Origin of the sequence: Yersinia entomophaga (assembly GCF_001656035.1) — a bacterium.
In the GTDB taxonomy this organism is placed as follows: domain Bacteria; phylum Pseudomonadota; class Gammaproteobacteria; order Enterobacterales; family Enterobacteriaceae; genus Yersinia; species Yersinia entomophaga.
Window position 1 is genome coordinate 3,912,856 of the sequence record NZ_CP010029.1, and the last position, 24,643, is coordinate 3,937,498.

The window sequence follows — 24,643 nt, forward strand, 5'->3', positions numbered from 1 at the left end:
GTAAAGTAGTTCATATTTAAAGCGTTATCGTTGATAGCTCTTCACTGACGAATTTCCTTCATAGTGCCTCCATAAGTAACGACTGATAACCGGCTATAACACGCCCATGGTGGCAAAAATTTTTTAATTAAGGAAATAAACATGTCTAACATGATGAAAGGTCAAGTAAAGTGGTTCAACGAGTCTAAAGGCTTCGGTTTCATCACTCCAGCTGACGGCAGCAAAGACGTGTTCGTACACTTCTCTGCAATCCAAGATCAAGGCTTCAAGACCCTGGCTGAAGGCCAGAACGTACAGTTCTCTATCGAGAACGGTGCTAAAGGTCCGTCTGCAGCAAACGTAACTGCAATCTAATCGGCCTCTCGCTGATTAATTGAAAAAACCCGCTCAGGCGGGTTTTTTGTTATCTGTAATAGGCCATGACTCAAGTTTTACGTTCCGTTTGCAACATCCCGTTCTTCCTCCAGACAATCTATCCTCGAAAGCTACCTATCAGCGCTTCCTTATTTAAAATACTACCTATCGGTAATTACCGTTGCATACCACTCTGGTACGCGTAAACCTTATCATTCTCACTGTATTATGTACTACACTAGCTGCATTGATTAAGGATAGGATAAGACTATGAAAGTTAACGATCTAGTGACAGTTAAAACCGACGGCGGCCCGAGACGGGAAGGCGTGGTTCTTGAGGTTGAGGAATTCAGTGAGGGCGTAATGTATCTGGTTTCACTGAAGGATTATCCTGAGGGAGTTTGGTTCTTCAACGAAATTGATAGCAAAGACGGGACTTTCGTGGAACCGCGTTGAATTGATTAAGCCTATATACAAGAAACCGGAGTAGGGGATTCCCTGTCTCCGGTTTTTTTACATCAATGTTAGCCTGCTACCGGCTAACACATTGAATATCCGATATATAGAGAGTTAATCGGCATGAGTAACTCGCTTAAAATGTTTCCCAGTTTTCCGTATCCAGTTCTGGTTTTTTAGCATTAAAATTATTGCTTGTCTTGGCGTTACTTGCGGGTTGTCCACCCGTGTTTTTACCTTTGCTATTTAATTGGAAAACAGCCACTGCGTGAGTCAGCATTGATGCCTGCTGCTCTAGTGATGCCGCCGCCGCTGACGCTTCCTGCACTAAAGAGGCATTTTGCTGCGTGACATTATCCATTTCAGAAACTGCCTGAGCTACCTGACTAATGCCCCGACTTTGTTCATCGGATGCAGAGGCAATTTCACCCATAATATCCGTAACATGAGTGACCGCAGTTACAATCTCTTTCATCGCTTTGCCTGCGTCAGAAACCAAAATCGAACCGTCGCCGACCAGATCAACGGAAGCTTCAATCAGACATTCTATTTCTTTGGCCGCGTCCGCACTACGTTGAGCCAAGTGACGAACTTCACTAGCGACAACCGCAAATCCACGTCCCTGCTCTCCTGCTCGGGCGGCTTCGACAGCCGCGTTTAGCGCCAGAATATTGGTCTGGAATGCTATGCTATTGATAACATTGGTAATATCTGCGATTTTCATTGAGCTAAGGGATATTTTATCCATCGTGCTCACGACATCGCTGACAATATCACCGCCTTCACGAGCTTTGCTGGAGGCATTGGCTGCCAGTTGGCTGGCATGATGAGCGTTTTCAGAGTTTTGTTTTACCGTGGCGGTTAGCTGTTCCATGCTGGCGGCAGTTTGTTCCAAAGATGCGGCCTGTTGCTCTGTTCGTGCTGATAGGTCGGTATTTCCAGACGCTATTTCACTGGTCCCTTGATAGATAGAATCTGCGCTATTTCTGACAGATTCAACGGTTCGGGATAATGATTCCTGCATCAGCTGAATGTTGCTGCCGAGTAGGCCAATTTCATTTTTGCCGAATGGAATAGTCGGTTGAGTCAGGTCGCCATCGGCAATCCGTTGGATGCGGGTGACCAGCACATTCATGGGCTTGATGATAACTTTACTAATGACTAAAAAAGTCACCAAAGTAAGAACCACGGTGAAAATGAAGGCTCCGCCCATCAAGATATAACCTAACCGAGCCCCTTGTTTAGCCGATTGATTTATCTGATTGGCTTGCTCGGCAAGATAATTAATGCTGGCGAGCAAAGGTTCGTTATAGGCCATATCTAACTGTTTAAGCTTTTCCGCTTCGAGAGAAATAACTTCCTCAAAGTGCCCCTGTTGTGAGGCATCCAACATCGGCATCATCCCTTCGCTGCGATATTGTTCGTAAGCTTTCTTAAGCGGTATATCCAGAGCTAACTCATTTTTATCTTTACCTGGGCGATTGAAGTAAAGATCAAACATCTTTTGCGATTCAGCCAGACGATTCTCCGCCGTTTTTAAACCGGATTGATAACTTTCCGTGTCGCCAATGCGTGCGGCAGAAGCGGCCTGAATCAAAATTAAGCGTGCCGCTCGGAGATAATCTGAGCTGTTGGATAAACCTAGACGAATGTCCACCTCTTTAGTAGCGTGCTCAAGATACTGATTACTTTGTTTTAAGAAGTAGCTAGATGTGCCAATGGCCACGGCAAACAGTGCCAGTATGCCAGCCAGAATTGCCACAAACAGAGTAACCAGGCGGATATTATTAATAAATATGACTTTTGCCTGCGAAGGCGTGGCTGTATCTATTAATTGCTGTGTACTTCCACTTTTCATTATTATTTCCGTCTTAAAGGCGATCGAAGGGAGAGGTAGGAACCGGACAGAACTTTATTCACATTGGTAATTAACTACATAAACTGCATAGAGTACTTTTAAAACCTATCGGCCATTGACCCGAAATGCTTAGGGTTATATATGCGACAGAGATCGCAAAACTGATTAAATACGTTCATAAAACTAAAGAATGGAGCCTATAAGGCCGATAAAGCTGCAAATTTACCAAGGGATTTATCAGAAAAACTGGATTGGCTTAATACAGTATCGCGGTAACTTGCTGTTTTTCATCTTCCTTGCCTTCCTCACGCTCTGGTTGAATGGCCCGAGCGAAGTACGATAGCTAATGCAATAGCGCTCCTACGAATGAAAGAACTGCTGGTGGCTGTGAACTTATGCTTGAGTAAGGGAACATCAGCTCTAAAATGCTGACAACCCGACAACCCGACAACCCGACAACCCGACAACCCGACAACCCGACAACCCGACAACCCGACAACCCGACAACCTGACAACCTGACAACCTGACAACCTGACAACCTGACAACCCGACAGATTGAATTCTTTATACAGATTGAGTTACAGGGAGCGGTAGGGATAAACACGATTATCTTTGCGAAGGATAAGATACGCGAAGCGATGCAATGTCTCATACAGGGCTTGGGCTTTTGTTAATCTTTCTGAGTTAGCCGTCACTGAAACGAGTAAATTCGTGATAGGGGAGCTAAAAATGTTTTGGTTCCCTGCGCGGGAGAGCAAAAATCAGGTGCGCTGTGGCATTACGGAAACTCATAAGCCGGCTTAATTGAACGCCAGAAGATTATTTTTTCCTTGAGCAATAAATTCAATGATAAGAATATTTTCCTTTTTTAAGCGAAATACACTTAATTATCAACGTAAACGAAGTTTTTAATTATATTTCCTAATGAATTATTGTCGTTTATGATTTGTTGAAAAAACCTCGCTTTACATATTTATTCCCCGAACCTATAATTATGCGAAATTTCAGTGGAGAGAATTAATGGACACCCAAAGTTGTAGTCAAATAAGCAAGGCAAGCTGACTCATCTCCTTCTGATTTGTTGCTTGCCGAACATGGCGGGCAGCACCCTCAAGTTTTATTCTGAACTGTGCATACCCTAGTGAATTATAAATAGTCGATGGTTTTATCATCGAAAGAGTTTATTTGGATTTTATTATGGTATTCAACGGTCACTCTCTATTTCCTCCTGGTTTTCACATCAGTTAATTGCTGAGTATTCTCTCGGCACAATTACCTGTGTGCTAAATAGCACATGATTACTCTTCCATTAATAATGTGGATAGAATCATGTCATTGACTCCGTTCGTCTTAAATATATTACTCGCTACGGCTTTGGGCGCATTAATTGGCGCTGAGCGTCAATGGCGTCAGCGTATGGCGGGATTACGCACTTATGCTTTGGTTGCTACAGGCGCTGCGATATTTGTTCTTAGCTCTGCCGTAACATCTCCGGATAGTCCGGGGCGAATTGCCGCACAAATTGTTTCTGGGATCGGTTTTTTGGGCGCCGGTGTTATTATGCGCGACGGCATGAATATTCGCGGTTTGAACACGGCGGCGACTCTGTGGTGTTCCGCTGCGGTGGGCGTTCTTTGCGGACTTGGGCTTGTCTGGCATGCGGTGTGTGCGACTGCGATTATTTTGAGCGCTAATATATTACTGCGCGAAGCTGCTCATCGAATTAATCTACAGCCCCAACAACAGGCTCTCGATCTGGAAGTTCGTTATCGTATTCAGGTAACCTGCGGCACTGAAGATGAAATATTGGTGAGAACATTAATATTGCAGGGATTGAATGGAATGGCACTGCGTTTGCAATCTTTATGTAGCGCAGATATTTCTCGTCCCGGTCAATTAGAAGTGTGTGCCGAAATAATGGCAACGCCAGCGGCGCAAAAAGAAATAGAAGGCATTGTTTGTCGCGTTAGTCTGGAAAGAAGCGTCAGCGCGGTTCATTGGCGAGTGGCATCAGAATTGCCCATATGAAATTTTACTGTTATCTGGCAAAACTATTAATCATAAATAATAAACTATTCTCACCCAAGTGGTAGTAAGGAGCCGTTATGGACGAGCACCCCGGAGTTAAATTAATCAAGCGTTGTTAATTTCGATTTAAATTAATCTGGTTGGCAACGCAATAAATAAATCTCGACGTCAGTTTATTCTCAAAATAATTGGGAGGATAAACCCTGCGTGATGAGTATGAAATAAAAAGAGATGCGTTATGACCAAATTAATGAAAACAGGGCAAGCGGAAAATTATCGCCGTGAAAAAAACAAACCTTTTGTCGTTGCACAAGAGGCCAAAAATAGTCTGGATTTAACCTTATCCAAATTGAATGCCAATTTAAATGGTTTAACCGAAGAGGATGCCCAGGAACGCCTTGAGCAATATGGCGCAAATGAAGTTGCTCATGATAAAGCCCCACATGCGTTGATACAACTGGTCGCTGCTTTTAATAATCCGTTTATTTTTGTCCTAATGGTACTGGCGGCGATCAGTTTCTTCACTGATTACTGGCTGCCGATGAAACAAGGGGAAGAAACCGATCTTACCGGCGTATTTATTATTGTGATTATGGTACTGCTGAGCGGATTTTTGCGATTCTGGCAAGAATACCGTACCAATAAAGCGGCAGAAGCCTTGAAATCGATGGTAAGAACTACCGCAACGGTAATGCGTCGTGAAAAACACAGCGTGCAGCCGGTTAAAAGGGAAGTGTCGATTAAAGAATTGGTTCCGGGGGATATTATTTATTTGTCTGCTGGAGATATGGTTCCTGCTGATCTCAGATTGGTTTCTTCAAGGGATCTGTTTATCAGTCAGGCAATTTTGACTGGTGAAGCAATTCCTATCGAAAAATACGATGCATTAAGCTGTGTAAGCCAAAAATCAACCTCCTCGGAGGCCTGTAGTGAAAGTGAGCTGCTGGAATTATCTAACGTTTGTTTGATGGGAACCAACGTGGCGAGTGGAACGGCGACCGCGGTGGTCGTGGCTACCGGAGGGCATACCTATTTTGGTTCGCTGGCGAAATCTATCGTAGGAACGCGTTCTCAAACCGCATTTGACCGTGGCGTCAACAGTGTTAGCTGGTTATTGATCCGATTTATGCTGGTTATGGTTCCGATTGTTTTACTGATTAATGGTTTTACCAAAGGTGATTGGACGGAAGCGGCATTATTTGCCTTAGCGGTTGCCGTGGGCTTAACGCCAGAAATGTTGCCAATGATTGTCAGCTCTAACCTGGCAAAAGGCGCAATCGCCATGGCCAAAAGAAAAGTGGTTGTTAAGCGACTAAATGCTATACAAAATTTCGGCGCGATGGATGTGTTGTGCACCGATAAAACCGGCACATTGACTCAGGATCGTATCATTCTGGAACATCATTTAGATGCGAAAGGCTGTAACGATACTCGGGTCCTGCAACTGGCCTGGCTCAATAGCTATCATCAAAGCGGTATGCGGAATCTGATGGATCAGGCGGTTATCAGTTTTGGCCGCGGTAAATCAGTTATCGATCCTTTGCGTAGTTACAATAAAGTCGATGAATTACCTTTCGATTTTGTGCGTCGCCGCTTGTCGATTGTGGTGAAAGATAAGGATCAGCGGCAGCAGTTGATCTGCAAAGGTGCGGTGGAAGAAATGCTCCAAATCTGTAGCCATATTCGCGATGGCGATCAGATTTTGCCGATGAATGATGCGCGTCGGCAGGCATTGCTGACACTAGCCAGCCAATATAATCAGGACGGTTTCCGGGTTCTGCTGCTAGCAACTCGGGATATGGGATCGCAGGTCAGCAATGTTCCACTCAGTATTCACGATGAAAAAGAGCTGATTGTCGAAGGGGTGTTGACGTTCCTCGATCCGCCAAAGGAAAGTGCGGCGGCGGCCATTGCTGCACTGCGTGAAAATGGCGTAGCGGTAAAAGTTTTAACCGGCGATAACCCGATTATCACCAGCAAAATTTGTCGCGATGTTGGTTTGGAACCGGGAGAACCACTCGGTGGCAGCGATATTGAATTGATGGATGCTGAAACGCTGGCGCGTGAAGTCGAGTTGCGCACGGTATTCACCAAACTAACACCATTACAAAAATCTCGCGTATTGAAAATGTTGCAGGCCAACGGGCATACGGTCGGTTTCCTCGGCGATGGTATCAATGATGCTCCGGCGTTGCGCGATGCAGACGTGGGAATTTCCGTTGATACCGCAACCGATATAGCGAAAGAATCCGCGGATATCATTTTGCTGGAAAAAAATCTGATGGTGCTGGAGGAGGGCGTAATCAAAGGGCGAGAAACCTTTGGTAATATCATCAAATACCTAAACATGACCGCCAGTTCCAACTTCGGCAATGTGTTTTCCGTATTGGTTGCCAGTGCTTTTATTCCTTTTTTGCCGATGTTGGCGATTCATTTACTGCTGCAAAATCTGATGTACGATATTTCCCAGCTATCATTGCCTTGGGATAAAATGGATAAAGAATTTTTGCGCAAACCGCGTAAGTGGGATGCGAAAAACATTGGCCGCTTTATGCTATGGATTGGCCCAACCTCGTCTATTTTTGATATTACTACTTACGCATTAATGTGGTTTGTCTTCGCGGCTAATAGCGTAGAGCATCAGGCGCTATTCCAGTCTGGCTGGTTTATTGAGGGGCTACTCTCGCAAACATTGGTTGTGCATATGTTGCGCACGCAAAAAATTCCGTTTATCCAAAGTACTGCTGCGTTGCCGGTTTTATTGATGACCGGATTGGTTATGGCGATTGGTATTTATATTCCGTTCTCACCTCTTGGCGCGCTGGTCGGTCTGCAGCCGCTGCCGTGGCAATATTTCCCGTGGTTAGCGGGTACATTGATTAGTTATTGCGTGGTTGCGCAATTGATGAAGCGATTCTATATCCGTCGCTTTGGGGAGTGGCTGTAAATTAAAGATTCTGATTAAACGGCGTCGTACAATTATTCACCGGGGTCTTCTGACCCCGGTTTTATTGTTTATTCGTTGCTCACGCGAATAACCAACTTACCAAAGTTCTTACCTTGTAGCAGACCCATAAAGGCCTGTGGGGCATTCTCCAATCCATCAACTAAATCTTCGCGGAATTTGATCTTGCCCTGTTCGAGCCATTCGTTCATCTGTTTGATGAATTCGCCGTAGTGATGACCATAGTCATCAAAAATGATGAACCCCTGCATTCTGATGCGTTTACGTAAAATCAGACCTTGCAATAACGGCAGGCGATCTGGCCCGTCAGGTAATGCGGTGGCGTTATACTGTGAAATAATGCCGCAAACAGGAATACGTGCTTGGGTGTTTAGCAGAGGTAAGACCGCATCGAATACGGCACCGCCGACGTTTTCGTAGTAAATATCTATACCGTCAGAGCAGGCTTTAGCTAATTGCTGAGGAAAATCAGTAGATTGATGATCAATGCAGACGTCAAATCCCAGTTCTTCTACCACATAGCGACATTTTTCTGTGCCACCGGCAATGCCAACTACACGGCAGCCTTTAATTTTCCCAATTTGTCCAACAACCGAACCTACCGCGCCGCTGGCAGCCGCCACCACCAGTGTTTCGCCTTCTTTTGGCTGACCTATATCCAGTAATCCCATATAGGCGGTAAATCCAGGCATGCCCAAAACACCAAGTGAGCGAGAAGGATGAGACAGTAATGGGCCAAGGTTTTTCACATTGCTGCCGTCAGAAACCGCGTAATCCTGCCATCCGTTAGCGGACAATACCCAATCACCGACTTTAAAATCAGGATGTTGCGAGGCTTCAACCCGGGAAACCGTGCCGCCAACCATCACGTCGTCAATGGCAACTGGAGGGGCATATGATGGGGCATCGCTCATGCGACCACGCATATAAGGATCGAGAGATAAATAGCGGGTTCTCAGCAAGATCTGTCCTGCCGCTGGCTGAGGGATGTCTATGATCTCTAAACGAAAATTATCCGCTGTCGGTGCGCCTTTGGGTCTGGAGGCCAGCACAATACGACGGTTATGGATTTTATCTTGAGGCATGTTGAGTTCCTTGCTCGTTTGACAGATCGGAATGAGGTGTGGCTAGCGCAAACCTCGTTAGGTGCTGCAAAAAGAATAATGGGTATTGCACAAAATGCCTCAATAAGGCACAGCCGTTATAGCGGGACGATCAGGACATCAACGCGGCTGGCATTGATTAATCGGGTTGCTGAGCAATAAATTTTATTCATCATGCTGGCGCTATGATGGCCGCAAATAACCAAATCTATTTGCCGTTTATTACTGACGTAATTCAGGCTATCCGCTAATTCGCCGTGGAGAATGGCCATTTCAGCAATGGGATAATTGGTTTTGGCCTGTAACTCAGCCATAAATAAGCGAGCTTCTTCCTGTAACAGGTTGCGCAGATCGCCCAGCATTGGCGCTGCAAAGTTATTATACATTTCCGGTTCGGTAGTCAGCGTGACCAAAGAAATAATACCGTTATGTGGGCGAACGATTGAAACCGCCTTGTCGACTAATTGCTGGCTGTCCGGCGAAAGTGAAACAGCAACCAGTACATTTTGATATTTCATTATTCTCTCCACTAAACAACATCATAGCTAAAGAGTAGGGGATAGGCCGGCTTGAGGATGAGATCTGCTTCACAGTTAATCTTTTTGTTAAATTCATAGCATAAAATAGCGCCAATCGTATGCAAAATGACCTTATAAACGGTTTTTATGTGTAAATTTTACCCAAAACGAGATTATACCTTTGCAAAAAGTATGGGTATGTACCACATTTAATAAATTCTCTCCAAGCGCAGTAGACAATGACGCTATCTGAAATGTTTTGTTACGTCTGTTGTGGCTTTCCAGACCTCTTTTGGACATTTTTAACCGATTATTCCTAGCTGGTTATTATTCGAACACTTATTAAGTGGCTGCTAATGGTTTTTAATCGTCGCGATTACTCGGGAAAAAATATAGTTTACTTAAGTTATTTATAGTTTTGACGATCATTTAATTTACTTAATAGCGATTAATTCTGGGATTCCCGCCTCATGGCAGATTTATGCTCCGTTATTTTGGTTTGGTGATGTTTTTGTTCGAATTGATCTAAAAAAGCTAAGAATTAGGCTTATATGATTGGATTTTAAGACGGTTTCTGACTTGGGCTTGTTTTTTAACCGTCAAATTGATCAAAAAATAAGCTAGCTACACCATATTTCAGAAAATTATATTTTATTTTTGTGACTTGTGTCACATTACATTTAAAATAAATCACTACTCACGTTGTATGTGCCGACGATTCGGGAGTAGAGTTGGCCCTCTTTAGGAATATTCCTAATATTTGTAAGAAAAGTTTCATGAACATGACGCAATAATAGAACGGTCGAAAAATACTGTAGCCCAAGCGTCTGACATGAGGCTACGTAACAAAATGGTTTTTTTCTGTGATACCAGTAGTCTTTTAATTACTTTTAGTTCTATACGTTTTAATAAACGGTATAACGGGAAGGATCCCTGGTCATGGGTGATAAACACCTTCACCCAACTTATGTTTTAAAACATAATCTGTCGGGATGTATAAGATGAGTACGTCTGAATTACTCAAACATATTTATGATATTAATTTGTCATATTTACTTTTAGCACAGCGTTTAATTAATGATGAGAAAGCATCTGCCATGTTTCGTTTAGGTATCACGGATACTATGGCCGACGCATTATCTCAATTAACGTTGCCTCAAATGGTTAAATTGGCGGAAACCAATCAATTAGTTTGCCATTTCCGCTTTAACGATCACAACACTATTCATCATCTGACGAAAGAATCTCGCGTGGATGATTTGCAGCAAATCCATACTGGGATTTTATTGTCAAGCCACTTACTGCATGAGTTATCGTTGAAAGACGGTAGTGCGTCTAAAAAAAGAGCATGACGATGGTTGAGAAAAGTATTGTTCAGGAAGCCAAAGATATTCATCTCGCAATGGAGCTGATTACCTTAGGTGCGCGTTTGCAAATGCTAGAAAGTGAAACTCAGCTCAGTCGTGGCCGTCTGATTAAACTTTACAAAGAGCTACGAGGCAGTCCGCCGCCGAAGGGAATGTTGCCATTCTCGACGGATTGGTTCATGACGTGGGAACAAAATATTCATTCATCGATGTTTTATAATGCCTACAGTTTCTTACTGAAAAGTGGGCAATGCACCGGCGTTGAAGCGGTTATTAAAGCTTATCGGCTCTATTTGGAACAATGCCCGGATCGGGTGGAAGAGCCGCCGTTACTGGCTTTGACCCGTGCCTGGACTTTAGTGAGATTCGTTGATAGCGGTATGTTGCAGCTATCTGGCTGTAGCTGCTGTGGGGGGACTTTTATCACCCACGCCCATCAACCGCGTAACAGTTTTGTCTGTAGTCTTTGCCAGCCTCCTTCCCGCGCAGTAAAAAAACGTAAACTTTCTCCGCAACCTGCCGATATAACTACACAACTGCTGGATGAGCAGGTTAGACGCGCAGTTTAAGTGAGATTTGATTGTTAGATTTTTGTCAGGCAGGCCCGGTATGGATACTCGGTTTGCCTGATACTAGCGACTTTCGATGGATCTTAAACTCCGCAAAACACCTCACCTTCCACCCACACACTTTGCTAAGGATGTCACGTGTTAGTTATTTTGGGTTATATCGTGGTACTAGGTGCGGTACTCGGTGGCTACATGATGGTAGGGGGCCACCTTGGTGCGCTCTATCAGCCGTCGGAATTTTTAATTATCGCTGGTGCCGGTATTGGGGCATTTATTGTTGGTAACAACGGTAAAGCGATAAAAGCCACATTGCGCGCAATGCCGAAGCTATTGCGCAGATCTAAATATAACAAAGTGCTATATATGGATTTAATGGCATTGTTGTATCGGTTATTAGCTAAATCGCGTCAGCAGGGGATGTTGTCACTCGAAAATGATATTGAAGATCCCCAGCAAAGTGAAATTTTCTCTAATTATCCCCGTATTCTCGCCGATAAAATATTAGTCGAGTTTATTACCGACTATTTGCGTTTAATAGTCAGCGGAAATATGAATGCCTTCGAAATTGAAGCGCTGATGGAAGAAGAAATAGAGACCTTCGAACAGGAAAGCGAAGTCCCCGCCGGTAGCTTGGCCATGGCGGGCGATTCATTACCCGCTTTCGGTATTGTGGCCGCGGTGATGGGGGTTGTTCATGCCCTGGCTTCTGCGGATAGACCTGCGGCTGAACTGGGCGCGTTAATTGCTCATGCAATGGTTGGTACTTTCCTCGGTATTTTATTGGCTTACGGCTTTGTTTCTCCGCTGGCAACCCTATTGCGTCAGCAAAGTGCTGAAACGACCAAAATGATGCAGTGCATCAAGGTGACGCTGCTTTCCAGTCTGAACGGCTATGCGCCGCAAATCGCCGTAGAGTTTGGCCGCAAAACCCTTTACACCACCGAGCGCCCGTCATTTATCGAGCTAGAAGAACATGTGCGTAGAGTGAAAGCTCCTGCACCTCAAGCGACAGAAGAGGACGCATGAAGCATCAGAATCACCCCGTTATTCTGGTTAAGAGGCGTAAAGGCAAACATGGGGGAGGCCATCACGGCGGCTCATGGAAGATTGCTTATGCTGACTTTATGACAGCGATGATGGCTTTCTTTTTGGTGATGTGGTTACTGTCGATTTCCAGCCCCCAAGAGCTGACGCAGATTGCAGAATATTTCCGTACGCCGTTGAAGGTGGCTTTAACCAGCGGTGATAAAAGCAGCTCCAGCACTAGCCCGATACCTGGCGGTGGTGACGATCCCACCCAACAACAGGGCGAAGTGAGGAAAGTAAGCAAATCGGCCGAAGCCCGGCAGGAAGAAAATCGGTTGAATAAACTGCGCGAGAAGCTGGACGAACTGATTGAGTCCGATCCTCGCCTGAAAGCGCTACGTCCACACCTACTGATTAACATGATGGATGAAGGGTTACGCATTCAAATTATTGATAGTCAAAATCGGCCTATGTTCCAGATGGGCAGCGCGCAGGTTGAGCCGTACATGCGCGATATTCTGCGGGCGATTGCGCCAATTTTGAATGATATTCCGAATAAAATCAGTCTGTCAGGCCATACCGATGATTTGCCTTATGCCAACGGTGAACGAGGTTACAGTAACTGGGAGCTCTCTGCCGATCGTGCTAATGCTTCACGACGCGAATTGCTGACCGGCGGGTTGTCGGAAGGGAAGGTGCTGCGGGTGGTGGGCATGGCGTCTACAATGGGGTTAAAGGAGCAGAGAGCCACCGATCCAGTGAACCGACGCATCAGTATTTTGGTGTTGAACAAACAGACGCAGCAAAGCATTGAACACGAAAATCTGGATAACAAAGCGCTGGATATTGAGAAAGCTGAAGGTTTGAAACAGCTCGAATCCAGTGCACAACCTGTCGCAGGAACGGAGTCCACTGCAACGGTTGCACCGCAGGCCGCACCGGCCGTCGAGCCAGCTGTATCTGCGGTAACAACACAATCTGCGCCGGTTGCTGAGTCGCCGGTAGTGGGGAATTCAGTGGCAGCACCTGACGCACCGGTAGCGACACCGCCGGTCGGCGCGGATGTCACTCCGCCGCCGGCAGCAGAGCCACCACAACCGAATACGGAGACGGCTACCTCAGTCGCCACTGGGCCAACAACATCGTTGCCAGCTGCACCTGAATCTCAAGTACCTGTCTCTCCGACAAGCCGCGACGCACAGTAGAGGTGACAACGTGAGCATGGATATTACCGCGTTTTATCAAACATTCTTTGATGAAGCAGACGAACTGCTGGCAGACATGGAACAGCACCTGTTATTGCTGGACCCATTAGCGCCTGATAATGAACAGCTCAATGCGATTTTTCGTGCAGCGCATTCAATCAAGGGCGGGGCCGCAACCTTCGGCTTTACCGTGTTACAAGAAACAACCCATCTGCTGGAAAACTTGTTGGATGGTGCCAGACGCAATGAAATGCGCCTGAGCACTGACATCATCAACCTGTTTTTGGAAACAAAAGACATCATGCAAGAACAGTTGGACGCCTATAAAACCTCCCAAGAACCCAATCGGGATAGCTTTGAATATATCTGTCAGGCATTGCGCCAACTGGCACTTGAAGCATTAGAACCGACGGCTGCGGCTAACGCACCTGCGGCGGCTAACGAGGCTAAAACCACAGCGACCCCGGCTCTGGTTCAGGGAGGAATGCGTATTTGCCTGTCTGGCCTGAAGCCACAGGAAATCCCGCTGATGCTGGAAGAACTGGGCAATCTGGGGGAAGTGAAAGACCCTCATCAGGGTGAAAACAGCCTGGAAGCGACGCTGATAACTTCAGTGAGTGAAGACGATATTTGTGCCGTGCTGTGCTTCGTTTTGGAACCGGAACAAATCAGTTTTGTAGAAGCACCGGCAGTAGCGGACGTTGTTATACCAGCGACAAATGCACCTGCGGCAAGTGCGCCAGCAGTGGAAGCGGCGCCTGTTACAGCCGCTGCACCGGTAGCGGAAGCGGTGAAACCGGCTCCGGCTACCGGCGCTGAGCCAGCGAAACCGCGGCCAAAAGCCAGCGAATCAACCAGTATTCGCGTAGCGGTTGAGAAGGTTGACCAATTGATCAATCTGGTGGGTGAATTAGTGATCACCCAATCCATGTTGGCCCAGCGTTCCAGCACTCTGGATCCGGTAGCTCATGGCGATCTGCTTAACAGCATGGGGCAGTTGGAGCGTAACGCTCGGGATCTGCAAGAGTCGGTAATGTCGATTCGTATGATGCCGATGGAATATGTATTCAGCCGCTTCCCGCGTTTAGTTCGCGATCTGGCCAGCAAGCTGAATAAGCAAGTAGAACTGACGTTATTGGGCAGTTCTACCGAGCTGGACAAGAGCCTGATCGAACGCATTATCGATCCGTTAACGCATTTGGTGCGTAACAGTCTGGATCACGGCGTTGAAAATCCTGAAACCCGTATTGCAGCAGGTAAATCCCCGGTCGGCAATCTGACGCTGTCGGCGGAGCATCAGGGCGGCAATATCTGTATTGAGGTGATCGATGACGGCGCCGGTCTGAATCGTCAAAAAATTCTGGCTAAAGCGATGTCTCAAGGCATGGCGGTGAATGAACACATGAGCGATGAAGACGTCGGCATGTTGATTTTTGCACCGGGCTTTTCCACCGCTGAGCAGGTAACGGATGTTTCCGGCCGCGGCGTGGGCATGGACGTAGTGAAACGAAATATTCAGGAAATGGGCGGCCATGTGCAAGTCAGTTTCCAGGCAGGGAAGGGCACGTCTATTCGCATCCTGCTGCCGCTAACGCTGGCGATTCTGGACGGTATGTCGGTCAAAGTGAATGATGAAGTGTTCATTCTGCCATTGAATGCGGTTATGGAATCTCTGCAACCTCAGGCGGAGGATTTACATCCGTTGGCTGGCGGCGAGCGCGTATTACAGGTACGCGGTGAGTATCTTCCTTTGGTTGAGCTATACCGGGTGTTTGACGTTCCTAATGCTAAAACCGAAGCCACTCAGGGCATTGTGGTGATTCTGCAAAGTGCAGGCCGTCGTTATGCGCTGTTGGTCGATCAGTTGATTGGTCAGCATCAGGTGGTAGTGAAAAACCTGGAAAGTAACTATCGCAAAGTGCCGGGTATTTCTGCCGCAACCATTCTGGGGGACGGCAGCGTTGCTCTGATCGTGGATGTTTCTGCTCTACAGGCGTTAAACCGGGAAAAGCGTGTATCCGTTGAGGATGCCGCGTAGCCAGTCCGAATATGGACACAGGATGCCGACTAAGGTTGGCAGTCCTGAATATAAGCATAACAATCTATTCACGCCGTGCGGTTAGTTGAGTTTAATCGCGCTGGCCGGGCTAAACGGCTTCGTGGAATAGATTATAAATTCAACCTATTGATTGAAGGGTAGAAACATGGCAGGACTAGCAACCGTCACTAAATTGGCTGGCGAAACGGTAGGACAAGAATTCCTGATTTTTACGCTGGGTGATGAAGAGTACGGCATTGATATTCTGAAAGTGCAGGAAATTCGCGGTTACGATCAGGTCACGCGCATTGCAAACACCCCGGCGTTTATTAAAGGCGTCACCAACCTGCGCGGCGTCATTGTGCCGATTATCGATCTGCGCGTGAAGTTCGCGCAGAACAACGTGTCTTACAACGAAAATACCGTGGTGATCGTCTTGAATTTCGATCAGCGCGTGGTGGGTATCGTGGTTGACGGCGTGTCCGACGTGCTGTCATTAACTAACGAGCAAATCCGCCCGGCACCTGAGTTTGCCGTGACTCTGGCAACTGAATACCTGACGGGCCTTGGCTCTCTCGGGGAAAGAATGCTGATTTTGGTGGATATCGAAAAGTTGTTGAGTAGCGAAGAAATGTCGTTAATCGACAGCGTTGCGAAAGGTTAAGTAGATACCAGCGGGGGAAACCCCGCTTTTTTACAGGTGAATACCGTGTCTGCCGCTCAATAGCTCCCTTCAGGTGCCGCAAAATAATAGTTGTGCCCTCAGGTAAAGTTCCCCCTGCCGCTGCCGATAACACATGTAATTGACGTACTTTTGATTTGACGTACTTATGAAGGGATAACATGTTCAAGCGTATGAAAGTAGTCACCAGTTTATTGCTGGTGTTGGTGTTATTTGGTGCCTTACAGCTTATTTCTGGCGGGCTTTTCTTTAATGCCCTCAAAAACGATAAAGAAAACTTTGCCGTTTTGCAGGTTATTCGTCAGCAACAATCTTCACTGAGCGATAGCTGGGTCAATCTGGTTCAAACCCGAAATACCCTGAACCGCGCGGGGATTCGCTATATGGCGGATGCGAACGGTACCGGTAGCGGTACGCCGTTGCCTGAGTTGTTGACCTTGGCGAAAGACACGCTGGTTAAAGCGCAAAAAAGTTACGCTGATTTCGAACAGATTCCAGTGGATAGCCGACAGAGCGCTGAAAGTACCCAACGCATGAAACAGACTTACGATGCATACGTAGGCGCGTTGGCCGAACTGATCCAGTTAATGGAAGCCGGCAAAATCAAAGAGTTCTTCGATCAGCCGACCACCAGTTTCCAGGACGCCTTTGAAAAAGATTACACCGCTTACCGTATGCTAAACGACAACCTGTATGCCTCAGCGGTAGAAGACAGTAATAAGTCATTCACCGTTGCTATGGGTATCCTGATTGCGATTCTGATCGCGGTAGTAGCAGTGATGCTGATCGTTTGGTTCGGTATCCAACACATTCTGATTAATCCGTTAAATCGTTTGATTGAACACATCAAACACATCGCTGGCGGTGATCTGACTCAGCCGATCGAAGTGCTGGGTCGTAACGAAATGGGCGCGTTGGCAGCCAGTTTGAAAAACATGCAGTCAGAGCTGATCAACACCGTGAGCGGCGTGCGTATGGGTGCCGATGCTATTTATAGTGGCGCATCTGAAATCGCTGCGGGTAACAACGATTTGTCTGCTCGTACTGAACAGCAGGCCGCTTCTCTGGAAGAAACCGCCGCCAGCATGGAACAGCTGACCGCAACAGTGAAACAGAATGCCGAAAACGCTCGTCAGGCAAGCCAATTGGCTCTGAGCGCCTCTGAAACCGCGCAAAAAGGCGGCAAAGTGGTGGCTAACGTGGTGCAAACCATGCATGACATTGCCGGTAGTTCACAGAAGATCGCCGATATTACCAGCGTAATTGATGGTATTGCTTTCCAGACCAACATTCTGGCGTTGAACGCCGCGGTAGAAGCCGCGCGCGCCGGTGAGCAAGGTCGAGGCTTCGCGGTGGTAGCGGGTGAAGTTCGTAACCTGGCGCAGCGTAGTGCACAGGCGGCAAAAGAAATTAAAGGTCTGATCGAAGACTCGGTTAACCGGGTAGACATGGGCTCCGTGCTGGTAGAAAGCGCCGGGGAAACCATGGGTGACATTGTGAATGCAGTGACCCGCGTCACTGACATCATGGGCGAAATCGCTTCCGCCTCTGATGAACAAAGTCGCGGTATTGATCAGGTTGGTCAGGCGGTGACAGAAATGGACCGCGTAACGCAACAAAACGCCTCGTTGGTTGAAGAATCTGCTTCCGCCGCTGCGGCTTTGGAAGAGCAGGCCAGCCTGCTGACCCAATCGATGTCTGTTTTCATCCTGCGGGTGGATAACGGTAATAGTAATAAAGATGTGAGAAGAACCAAGCAGCCGGTAGTGGAACAGACCGGTACTGCTAAAAAAACACTGGGAAGTGACCTGCAAGAGAATTGGGAAACTTTCTAGACCCTACAAAATATAATATTAAAAGCCGGCCTTAGAGCCGGCTGAGAAGAGGTTACGATGTTTGGCCGAATCCGGATTTCTACCAGCTTTTTCCTGTTACTGATGATGATTTGCTCTATACAGTTGATATCAAGTGGTCTGTCGTTTACTGCTTTTCGTGCAGACAACCAAAATCTCAACCGAGTGGATCTGAGTAGCCAGCAACGGGATGCATTAAGCCTGAGTTGGGTATCCTTGCTTCAGGCTCGTAATACCTTAAACCGCGCGGCTACCCGGGCGGCTCTCAACGTACCACAGGAAAAGGTCAACGAATTAATGGGCAATGCCCGCAGTTCGTTACAGAAAGCAGATCTCTACTTTAACCAATTCCTGGCTGTACCCCGTGTTGATGCCAGCGCCGTTGAATTAACCGACGCGACACAAGCCAGCTATCAGAATTTACGCGCGGCGCTGCGGGAATTGATCGTGTTCCTCGAAGCCGGCAAGTTACAAGAGTTTATGGATCAACCGACCCAGAAAACTCAGGATCTGTTTGAAGCTGATTTTGTGCAATACCTACAGCATACCTCTGAAATTATTGCCGAATCTGGCCATGAAAATGGGCAGGCTTATTTGCTTTCCAAATGGATTTTTGCTGGTGCAATTGTGCTGGTGATTTCTATGGCGATTTCTTGCCTGATCTGGCTGCGTACCATGTTTGTGACGCCGCTGGCGATTATGCGTGAGCATTTTGACCGGATTGCTCAAGGCGATTTAGCGGGCAATATTTCGGTTACCGGGCGTAATGAAATCAGTCAATTATTCGGCAGTTTGCGCATTATGCAGCAGTCGCTGATTAGCACTGTGAGTAAAGTCCGAGACGGCACCGAATCAATGTTGACCGGTATTCAGGAGATTTCCGCAGGTAATAACGATCTTTCCGCCCGTACGGAACAGCAGGCGGCTTCGCTGGAAGAAACCGCGGCCAGCATGGAGCAATTAACCGCAACGGTAAAACAGAATGCGGATAACGCCCGTCAGGCAACGCTATTAGCCAAGGATGCTTCGGCAACCGCCGCTAAAGGTGGCGCTCTGGCCAGCGACGTGGTTAGCACTATGCACGAAATCGCTGCGAGTTCTCATAAAATCGGTGCAATTACCAGCGTAATCGACGGCATTGCTTTCCAGACCAATATTCTGGCGCTGAACGCTGCGGTAGAAGCGGCTCGTGCCGGTGAACAAGGTCGCGGGTTTGCCGTTGTCGCCGGTGAAGTGCGGAATCTGGCTCAGCGCAGTGCGCAGGCCGCAAAAGAAATTAAAGGACTGATCGACGAATCCGTTGGTCGCGTGCGTCAGGGCTCTACTTTGGTAGAAAACTCAGGCACCACCATGGAAGAAATTGTCCGCTCTGTAACAAGAGTTACCGACATTATGGGGGAAATTGCCTCGGCTTCGGATGAGCAAAGCCGCGGGATCGAGCAGGTTTCGCTGGCGGTCACCCAAATGGATCAGGTAACACAGCAAAACGCCGCATTAGTGGAAGAGGCAGCTTCTGCAGCCAACGCATTGGAAGAGCAAGCAGGTTATCTCTCCCATGCGGTGTCAGTCTTCCGTTTGGCGCAAGATGGCTACGATGGGGATTGGCAGGAGGCTACAGGTGCAGATAAGCAACCTGTTGTTAAGGAAATCTCAGATTGTTAAACGGCGTAGCATGTCATTTTTTAAGGGTGAGGCCGGATGAAACCATCTCCTAAGTCAACCCCCCCAGATTCTGGGTCGATATTAAACCAGATGGTACAACGGTTACCGCTGTCGGATGTGCATTTCCGACGTATCTGCCAGCTGATTTATCAGCGGGCAGGTATCGTACTGGCCGATCATAAGCGGGAAATGGTTTACAACCGCCTGGTGAGACGCCTGCGGTTGCTGAATATTAATGATTTTGGTCAATACCTGGCGTTGCTGGAAACCGATCCGAATAGCGCAGAATGGCAAGCGTTTGTTAATGCTTTAACCACTAACCTGACGGCTTTTTTCCGCGAAGCCCATCATTTTCCGATTTTGGCTGAACATGCTCGCCAGCGACCAGGGAATTATTCGGTCTGGAGTACCGCGGCCTCGACGGGAGAAGAACCTTATTCTATCGCGATGACGTTGAGCGATACCTTAGGGCATCGTGCCGGTAGCTGTCAGGTTTTGGCCAGTGATATTGATACTCAGGTATTGGAAAAGGCCACCAGTGGCGTTTATCGACAGGATGAATTGCGCTCGCTTTCTGCTCAACAGATGCAGCGCTATTTTTTACGCGGAACCGGCCCTCATCAAGGCTTGGTTCGGGTACGACCGGAACTGTCTAATATGCTGACTTTTCAGCAGCTTAATCTGTTAGCGCCAGAATGGGCGCTGCCGGGACAGTTCGACGCGATATTCTGTCGTAATGTTATGATTTATTTTGATAAAGAGACGCAGGAACGCATCTTGCGCCGCTTTGTTCCTTTGCTAAAACCCGGCGGCCTGATGTTTGCTGGCCACTCGGAGAATTTCAGTCAAATCAGTCGGGAATTCTATTTGCGCGGGCAGACCGTTTATGGACTGACCAAGGAGAGGTGATGAGTAAAATCAGAGTATTGTGCGTTGATGATTCAGCATTAATGCGCCAGTTAATGACCGAGATTATTAATAGTCACCCGGATATGGAAATGGTCGCTACGGCGCCAGATCCGCTGGTTGCCCGTGATTTGATCAAGAAATTTAATCCGCAAGTACTGACACTTGACGTTGAAATGCCGCGCATGGATGGCCTGGATTTTCTTGAAAAACTGATGCGACTGCGACCTATGCCGGTAGTGATGGTTTCGTCATTAACTGGTAAGAATTCCGAAATTACTATGCGAGCGCTGGAGCTTGGGGCGATTGATTTCGTCACTAAACCTCAATTGGGTATCCGCGAAGGCATGCTGGCTTATAGCGAGCTGATTGCAGAAAAAATCCGCACCGCGGCGAAAGCCCGTTTGCCACGACGCATTACGGATAATGCGCCGGTCATGCTGAGTCATGCTCCGCTGCTGAGTAGTGAAAAACTGATTGCCATTGGCGCATCCACCGGAGGAACCGAGGCGATTCGTACCGTATTGCAGCCTTTGCCGCCGACCAGTCCGGCGTTGCTGATTACTCAGCATATGCCACCGGGATTTACCCGTTCTTTTGCCGAACGTTTGAACAAGCTTTGTCAAATTACGGTAAAGGAAGCGGAGGACGGCGAACGTGTGTTACCGGGACATGCTTACATCGCACCGGGGGATCGCCATCTGGAACTGACCCGCAGCGGCGCGAACTATCAGGTACGTATTCACGATGGCCCGGCGGTGAATCGCCATCGCCCGTCGGTTGACGTACTGTTTCGTTCCGTTGCCCAGTGCGCGGGGCGTAACGCCGTCGGCGTGATTTTAACCGGTATGGGCAATGACGGTGCCGCCGGTTTGCTGGAAATGCATCGGGCTGGCGCATATACCATTGCCCAGAACGAAGCCAGTTGCGTGGTGTTTGGTATGCCACGTGAAGCCATCGGCATGGGTGGCGTCAATGAAGTACTGGATCTGAACCAGGTAAGCCAGCGTATGTTGGCGCAGATAAGCAGTGGTCAAGCCTTACGTATCTAGGGATCGGCTTCAGATTTTAATATTCCGGTGTAAATCGGCTTTTGTTTTCAATAGCTCAGCGGTGAGCAACAAACCTTAGGAGTAAGTATGGCGGACAAAAATCTCAGATTCTTAGTGGTAGACGATTTTTCGACCATGCGTCGTATTGTCAGAAACCTGCTAAAAGAGCTGGGCTTTAACAATGTGGACGAAGCTGAAGACGGCGTCGACGCATTGAACAAATTACGCGCAGGCGGTTTTGATTTTGTGGTTTCTGACTGGAACATGCCAAACATGGATGGCCTGCAATTGTTGCAAACCATTCGCGCGGACGGCGCGCTCGCAGCTTTACCGGTGCTAATGGTGACCGCAGAAGCCAAAAAAGAAAATATTATCGCGGCTGCGCAAGCGGGTGCCAGCGGTTATGTAGTGAAGCCTTTTACTGCAGCGACCTTGGAAGAAAAACTCAATAAGATCTTTGAAAAATTGGGCATGTAAGGAGTCGAGATGAATAACCATCCAATGCCCGCAACTGATGCGGCATCAGCCAGTGATATAATCAGCCGGATTGGTAATCTGACACGTATGCTACGTGACAGCCTGCGTGAGCTGGGGCTTGATCAGGCGATAGCTCAGGCGGCGGAAGCGATTCCAGATGCACGCGATCGTCTCGACTACGTGGTTCACATGACGGCACAGGCGGCGGAACGTGCGCTGAACTGTGTTGAGGCGGCTCAACCACGCCAAAACGAGCTGGAGTCATCGGCTAAAGCGCTTAAAGTTCGCTGGGATGAATGGTTTGCCAATCCGATCGAATTGTCTGATGCACGTTCACTGGTCACTGATACTCGCGAATATCTGGATTTGGTACCAGAACACACTTCTTTCACCAACGCGCAGCTGTTGGAGATTATGATGGCGCAGGATTTCCAGGATCTTACCGGTCAGGTGATCAAGCGCATGATGGATGTGGTGCAGGAAATTGAGAAACAGTTATTAATGGTGCTGATGGAAAATATTCCGGAACAAACGGCAAAACCTCAGCCAGTCAATAGTTTACTTAATGGCCCTCAGCTGGATAAAAACGGTGCAGGGGTAATTGCAAACCAGGATCAGGTTGATGATTTACTGGATAGCCTAGGTTTCTAAGCTGACGGTGAACGTTTAAATGCAGATGAGGACATTTCCCTCATCTGCAATTTACTGCTTGGCCATCATTTTGACTGGTTATCCAACTGAAAAATGGCGCTTCACTCGTTGTCACAGATTTATAGTACGTCCCTCACTTCTTCCTGCCTGCATTTGGCTAACAACACTGCCTTTTCCGCATTGACTCGCCCGTAGCCATACCATTTGCTGTGCCCATTTTTATCATATTTGCCATTTTTCCGATCAATCTTATCGCAGGAGTCGCGGATGATATCTCTGACCTCAAGGTAGGTGAGCGATGGATTGACGGACAGAATCAGGGCGGCCACGCCAGCGGCGCCGGGGCAGGAACTGGAGGTGCCGCCGAACTTGTTGGTGTAATTACCAAAGAGATCGCCGGTTAGCGTCATACCGGTATTATACCCGTCCTGATTACGTACATCGGTGGTCCAGATGCCGGAGGTGAGTGGGGCGGGGTGGAATTTCTCAGGATGGGCGAAATCCCCGCTGGGGAAGGTACACCACAGCGCTTTGCCGAAGTCACTGTAGGCGCAGCGGGTGCTGCGGTCATTACAGGCACCAACGGCTATGACTTTGTCATTACTGGCGTAACCGTTATTATCGACCGATTCATTACCGTTGCCTGCGGCAAAGAAAACCGCGCACCCTTTCCCGTTACGCCCTTTTTCTACCGCATAGTCTATGGCTAGACGCGTAAGCGCCGGTAATTCGGTTTCTCTATCGTGATATTCATCATCAGGATCAAACCAAATACCGTCGGCGGGCCCCCAACTGCAAGAAATGATATCCGCGCCTTTATCCGCAGCCCACACGAAAGCGAGAGCTTCCCCCATGGAGCCTAAGCCATCGACCAGACGAATAGGCATCAGATTTGCCTCCGGTGCTACGCCGGATGCGCCATACAAACCATCGGCGCAGGCCACGCCGGCGCAGGCGGTTCCGTGTCGGTTACTTTTATCCGGCAAGGGATTTTCATTCTCATAACCCATTTCATAGTTATGGGGATGGACGACTTTACCCGGCCGCATAAATTCAGGGTGCTGAATATCAAAGCCATCATCAATAATGGCAATGGTGATACCCGCGCCGCGTGTTATTTCGTGGGCGGCTTCAACGTTAGCGCTGGCGTCGACATCCGTTTCTGTTCTCACGGTAGTTTTCTTCAAATGCCATTGATTGGGGTGAATCGCTTTAGGCATTTTTTGGTGAATTAATTCAGGATGACAATATTCCACTTCTTCACAATTCAGTATGTCCTCCGCGAGAGTAAATATATCATCGCCGGTATCTTCTATGGCTGAAATAAAATAGGCGTTTTTAAGGAATGAAATTTCATTTTTTATAATAAGATTGTATTTATTAATGATATATTCACATTGGGTTTTTTTTATGTCATTTTTGAATTTGATAAAGATATTTTCTGTATAAACGATCGGCTCAGCAGTTTGTTCATTCCTAAAACCGAAACCGGCAAATCTGACATCCCGATCGGTGGAAAGTTTTTCTCTCAATTCATTGATAACGTTTTCTTCCCCTTCAACCCTAACCACATAGACGTTTACATTACTGATATTAAACAATAAATTGTAATGTAAGGGTTCGTCTTTAATGATTTTATCCATTGTATCGGAAAATTCTTTTCCAGCTTTCATTCTTACAATAAGTAAATCGCCGGATTTAACCAAAGGTAAAATTTTTCTATGGTTATCTTTAATGTCATAAGTAACGTCAAATCTTTTCATTTCAAATCCTTTTTGATTGAATTGGTCATCGGTTTATTATGCTAACAGTGAATGTTAGTTATTCTTGGTTAATGGTTTTGATATAATTAATCACTCCCAACTTCTATTT

Annotated in this window: 20 protein-coding genes; 16 read left to right on the top strand and 4 right to left on the bottom strand. The window is 47.3% G+C overall.

Going from position 1 to position 24,643, the window contains the following annotated elements:
• Positions 1-141 precede the first annotated feature (141 nt).
• Together cspE and dsrB are read left to right on the top strand one after the other, a co-directional pair.
• On the top strand, positions 142-354 hold the full coding sequence (gene cspE / locus PL78_RS17515) for a transcription antiterminator/RNA stability regulator CspE (protein WP_002210893.1): 213 nt from the start codon (positions 142-144) through the stop codon (positions 352-354).
• 270 nt (positions 355-624) lie between these two features.
• Positions 625-810, top strand: coding sequence for a protein DsrB (gene dsrB, locus PL78_RS17520; RefSeq protein WP_064517591.1), 186 nt, complete (start codon positions 625-627; stop codon positions 808-810).
• A 136-nt stretch (positions 811-946) separates the two neighbouring features.
• On the opposite strand, the gene PL78_RS17525 is transcribed toward dsrB, so the two are convergent.
• The gene (locus PL78_RS17525) at positions 947-2,668 is read right to left on the bottom strand and encodes a methyl-accepting chemotaxis protein (RefSeq protein WP_064517593.1); all 1,722 of its coding nucleotides are present in this window, start codon (positions 2,666-2,668) and stop codon (positions 947-949) included.
• 1,330 nt (positions 2,669-3,998) lie between these two features.
• Between PL78_RS17525 and PL78_RS17530 the strand changes: the two genes are divergently transcribed.
• Together PL78_RS17530 and mgtA are read left to right on the top strand one after the other, a co-directional pair.
• Positions 3,999-4,697 carry an MgtC family protein gene (locus PL78_RS17530; protein WP_064517595.1) on the top strand — a complete coding sequence of 233 codons (699 nt, stop codon included), beginning with the start codon at positions 3,999-4,001 and terminating at the stop codon, positions 4,695-4,697.
• Between the two features lie 238 nt (positions 4,698-4,935).
• Complete coding sequence (gene mgtA, locus PL78_RS17535) at positions 4,936-7,644, top strand: magnesium-translocating P-type ATPase (RefSeq protein WP_064517597.1); 2,709 nt, start codon at positions 4,936-4,938, stop codon at positions 7,642-7,644.
• Between the two features lie 68 nt (positions 7,645-7,712).
• Here the strand turns inward: mgtA and PL78_RS17540 are convergent, their stop codons facing one another.
• Together PL78_RS17540 and uspC are read right to left on the bottom strand one after the other, a co-directional pair.
• Positions 7,713-8,747, bottom strand: a complete 1,035-nt coding sequence (locus tag PL78_RS17540) for an NADP-dependent oxidoreductase (protein WP_064517599.1) — start codon at positions 8,745-8,747, stop codon at positions 7,713-7,715.
• Positions 8,748-8,863: 116 nt separating this feature from the next.
• Positions 8,864-9,283 (bottom strand): universal stress protein UspC, encoded by a 420-nt coding sequence (gene uspC, locus PL78_RS17545; RefSeq protein ID WP_064517600.1) that lies wholly within the window; start codon positions 9,281-9,283, stop codon positions 8,864-8,866.
• A 1,001-nt stretch (positions 9,284-10,284) separates the two neighbouring features.
• Between uspC and flhD the strand changes: the two genes are divergently transcribed.
• The 12 genes from flhD to cheZ all read left to right on the top strand — a co-directional run bounded on the left by flhD (position 10,285) and on the right by cheZ (position 22,771).
• On the top strand, positions 10,285-10,635 hold the full coding sequence (gene flhD / locus PL78_RS17550) for a flagellar transcriptional regulator FlhD (RefSeq protein WP_038242066.1): 351 nt from the start codon (positions 10,285-10,287) through the stop codon (positions 10,633-10,635).
• 2 nt (positions 10,636-10,637) lie between these two features.
• Complete coding sequence (gene flhC, locus PL78_RS17555; protein WP_049597484.1) at positions 10,638-11,219, top strand: flagellar transcriptional regulator FlhC; 582 nt, start codon at positions 10,638-10,640, stop codon at positions 11,217-11,219.
• A 138-nt stretch (positions 11,220-11,357) separates the two neighbouring features.
• Complete coding sequence (gene motA / locus PL78_RS17560) at positions 11,358-12,245, top strand: flagellar motor stator protein MotA (protein ID WP_064517603.1); 888 nt, start codon at positions 11,358-11,360, stop codon at positions 12,243-12,245.
• The gene (gene motB / locus PL78_RS17565) at positions 12,242-13,450 is read left to right on the top strand and encodes a flagellar motor protein MotB (RefSeq protein ID WP_064517605.1); all 1,209 of its coding nucleotides are present in this window, start codon (positions 12,242-12,244) and stop codon (positions 13,448-13,450) included. Before motA ends, motB begins: the two co-directional genes overlap by 4 nt.
• Before the next feature lie 16 nt (positions 13,451-13,466).
• Positions 13,467-15,488 (top strand): chemotaxis protein CheA, encoded by a 2,022-nt coding sequence (gene cheA / locus PL78_RS17570; protein WP_064517607.1) that lies wholly within the window; start codon positions 13,467-13,469, stop codon positions 15,486-15,488.
• Positions 15,489-15,654: 166 nt separating this feature from the next.
• The gene (cheW, locus tag PL78_RS17575) at positions 15,655-16,152 is read left to right on the top strand and encodes a chemotaxis protein CheW (protein ID WP_049597488.1); all 498 of its coding nucleotides are present in this window, start codon (positions 15,655-15,657) and stop codon (positions 16,150-16,152) included.
• Between the two features lie 179 nt (positions 16,153-16,331).
• Positions 16,332-18,005 (top strand): methyl-accepting chemotaxis protein, encoded by a 1,674-nt coding sequence (locus PL78_RS17580; protein WP_064517610.1) that lies wholly within the window; start codon positions 16,332-16,334, stop codon positions 18,003-18,005.
• A 57-nt stretch (positions 18,006-18,062) separates the two neighbouring features.
• On the top strand, positions 18,063-19,685 hold the full coding sequence (locus PL78_RS17585; RefSeq protein WP_064517612.1) for a methyl-accepting chemotaxis protein: 1,623 nt from the start codon (positions 18,063-18,065) through the stop codon (positions 19,683-19,685).
• Between the two features lie 36 nt (positions 19,686-19,721).
• Positions 19,722-20,594 carry a protein-glutamate O-methyltransferase CheR gene (cheR, locus tag PL78_RS17590; RefSeq protein ID WP_064517614.1) on the top strand — a complete coding sequence of 291 codons (873 nt, stop codon included), beginning with the start codon at positions 19,722-19,724 and terminating at the stop codon, positions 20,592-20,594.
• Positions 20,594-21,643 carry a protein-glutamate methylesterase/protein-glutamine glutaminase gene (locus PL78_RS17595; RefSeq protein ID WP_049597492.1) on the top strand — a complete coding sequence of 350 codons (1,050 nt, stop codon included), beginning with the start codon at positions 20,594-20,596 and terminating at the stop codon, positions 21,641-21,643. Before cheR ends, PL78_RS17595 begins: the two co-directional genes overlap by 1 nt.
• An 87-nt stretch (positions 21,644-21,730) precedes the next feature.
• A complete protein-coding gene (gene cheY, locus PL78_RS17600) occupies positions 21,731-22,120 on the top strand; it encodes a chemotaxis response regulator CheY (RefSeq protein WP_049597493.1) in 390 nt (129 codons plus the stop codon).
• Positions 22,121-22,129: 9 nt separating this feature from the next.
• Positions 22,130-22,771, top strand: coding sequence for a protein phosphatase CheZ (gene cheZ / locus PL78_RS17605; protein ID WP_049597494.1), 642 nt, complete (start codon positions 22,130-22,132; stop codon positions 22,769-22,771).
• A gap of 119 nt (positions 22,772-22,890) precedes the next feature.
• Here the strand turns inward: cheZ and PL78_RS17610 are convergent, their stop codons facing one another.
• Complete coding sequence (locus PL78_RS17610; RefSeq protein WP_064517616.1) at positions 22,891-24,534, bottom strand: S8 family peptidase; 1,644 nt, start codon at positions 24,532-24,534, stop codon at positions 22,891-22,893.
• Positions 24,535-24,643: the final 109 nt, after the last annotated feature.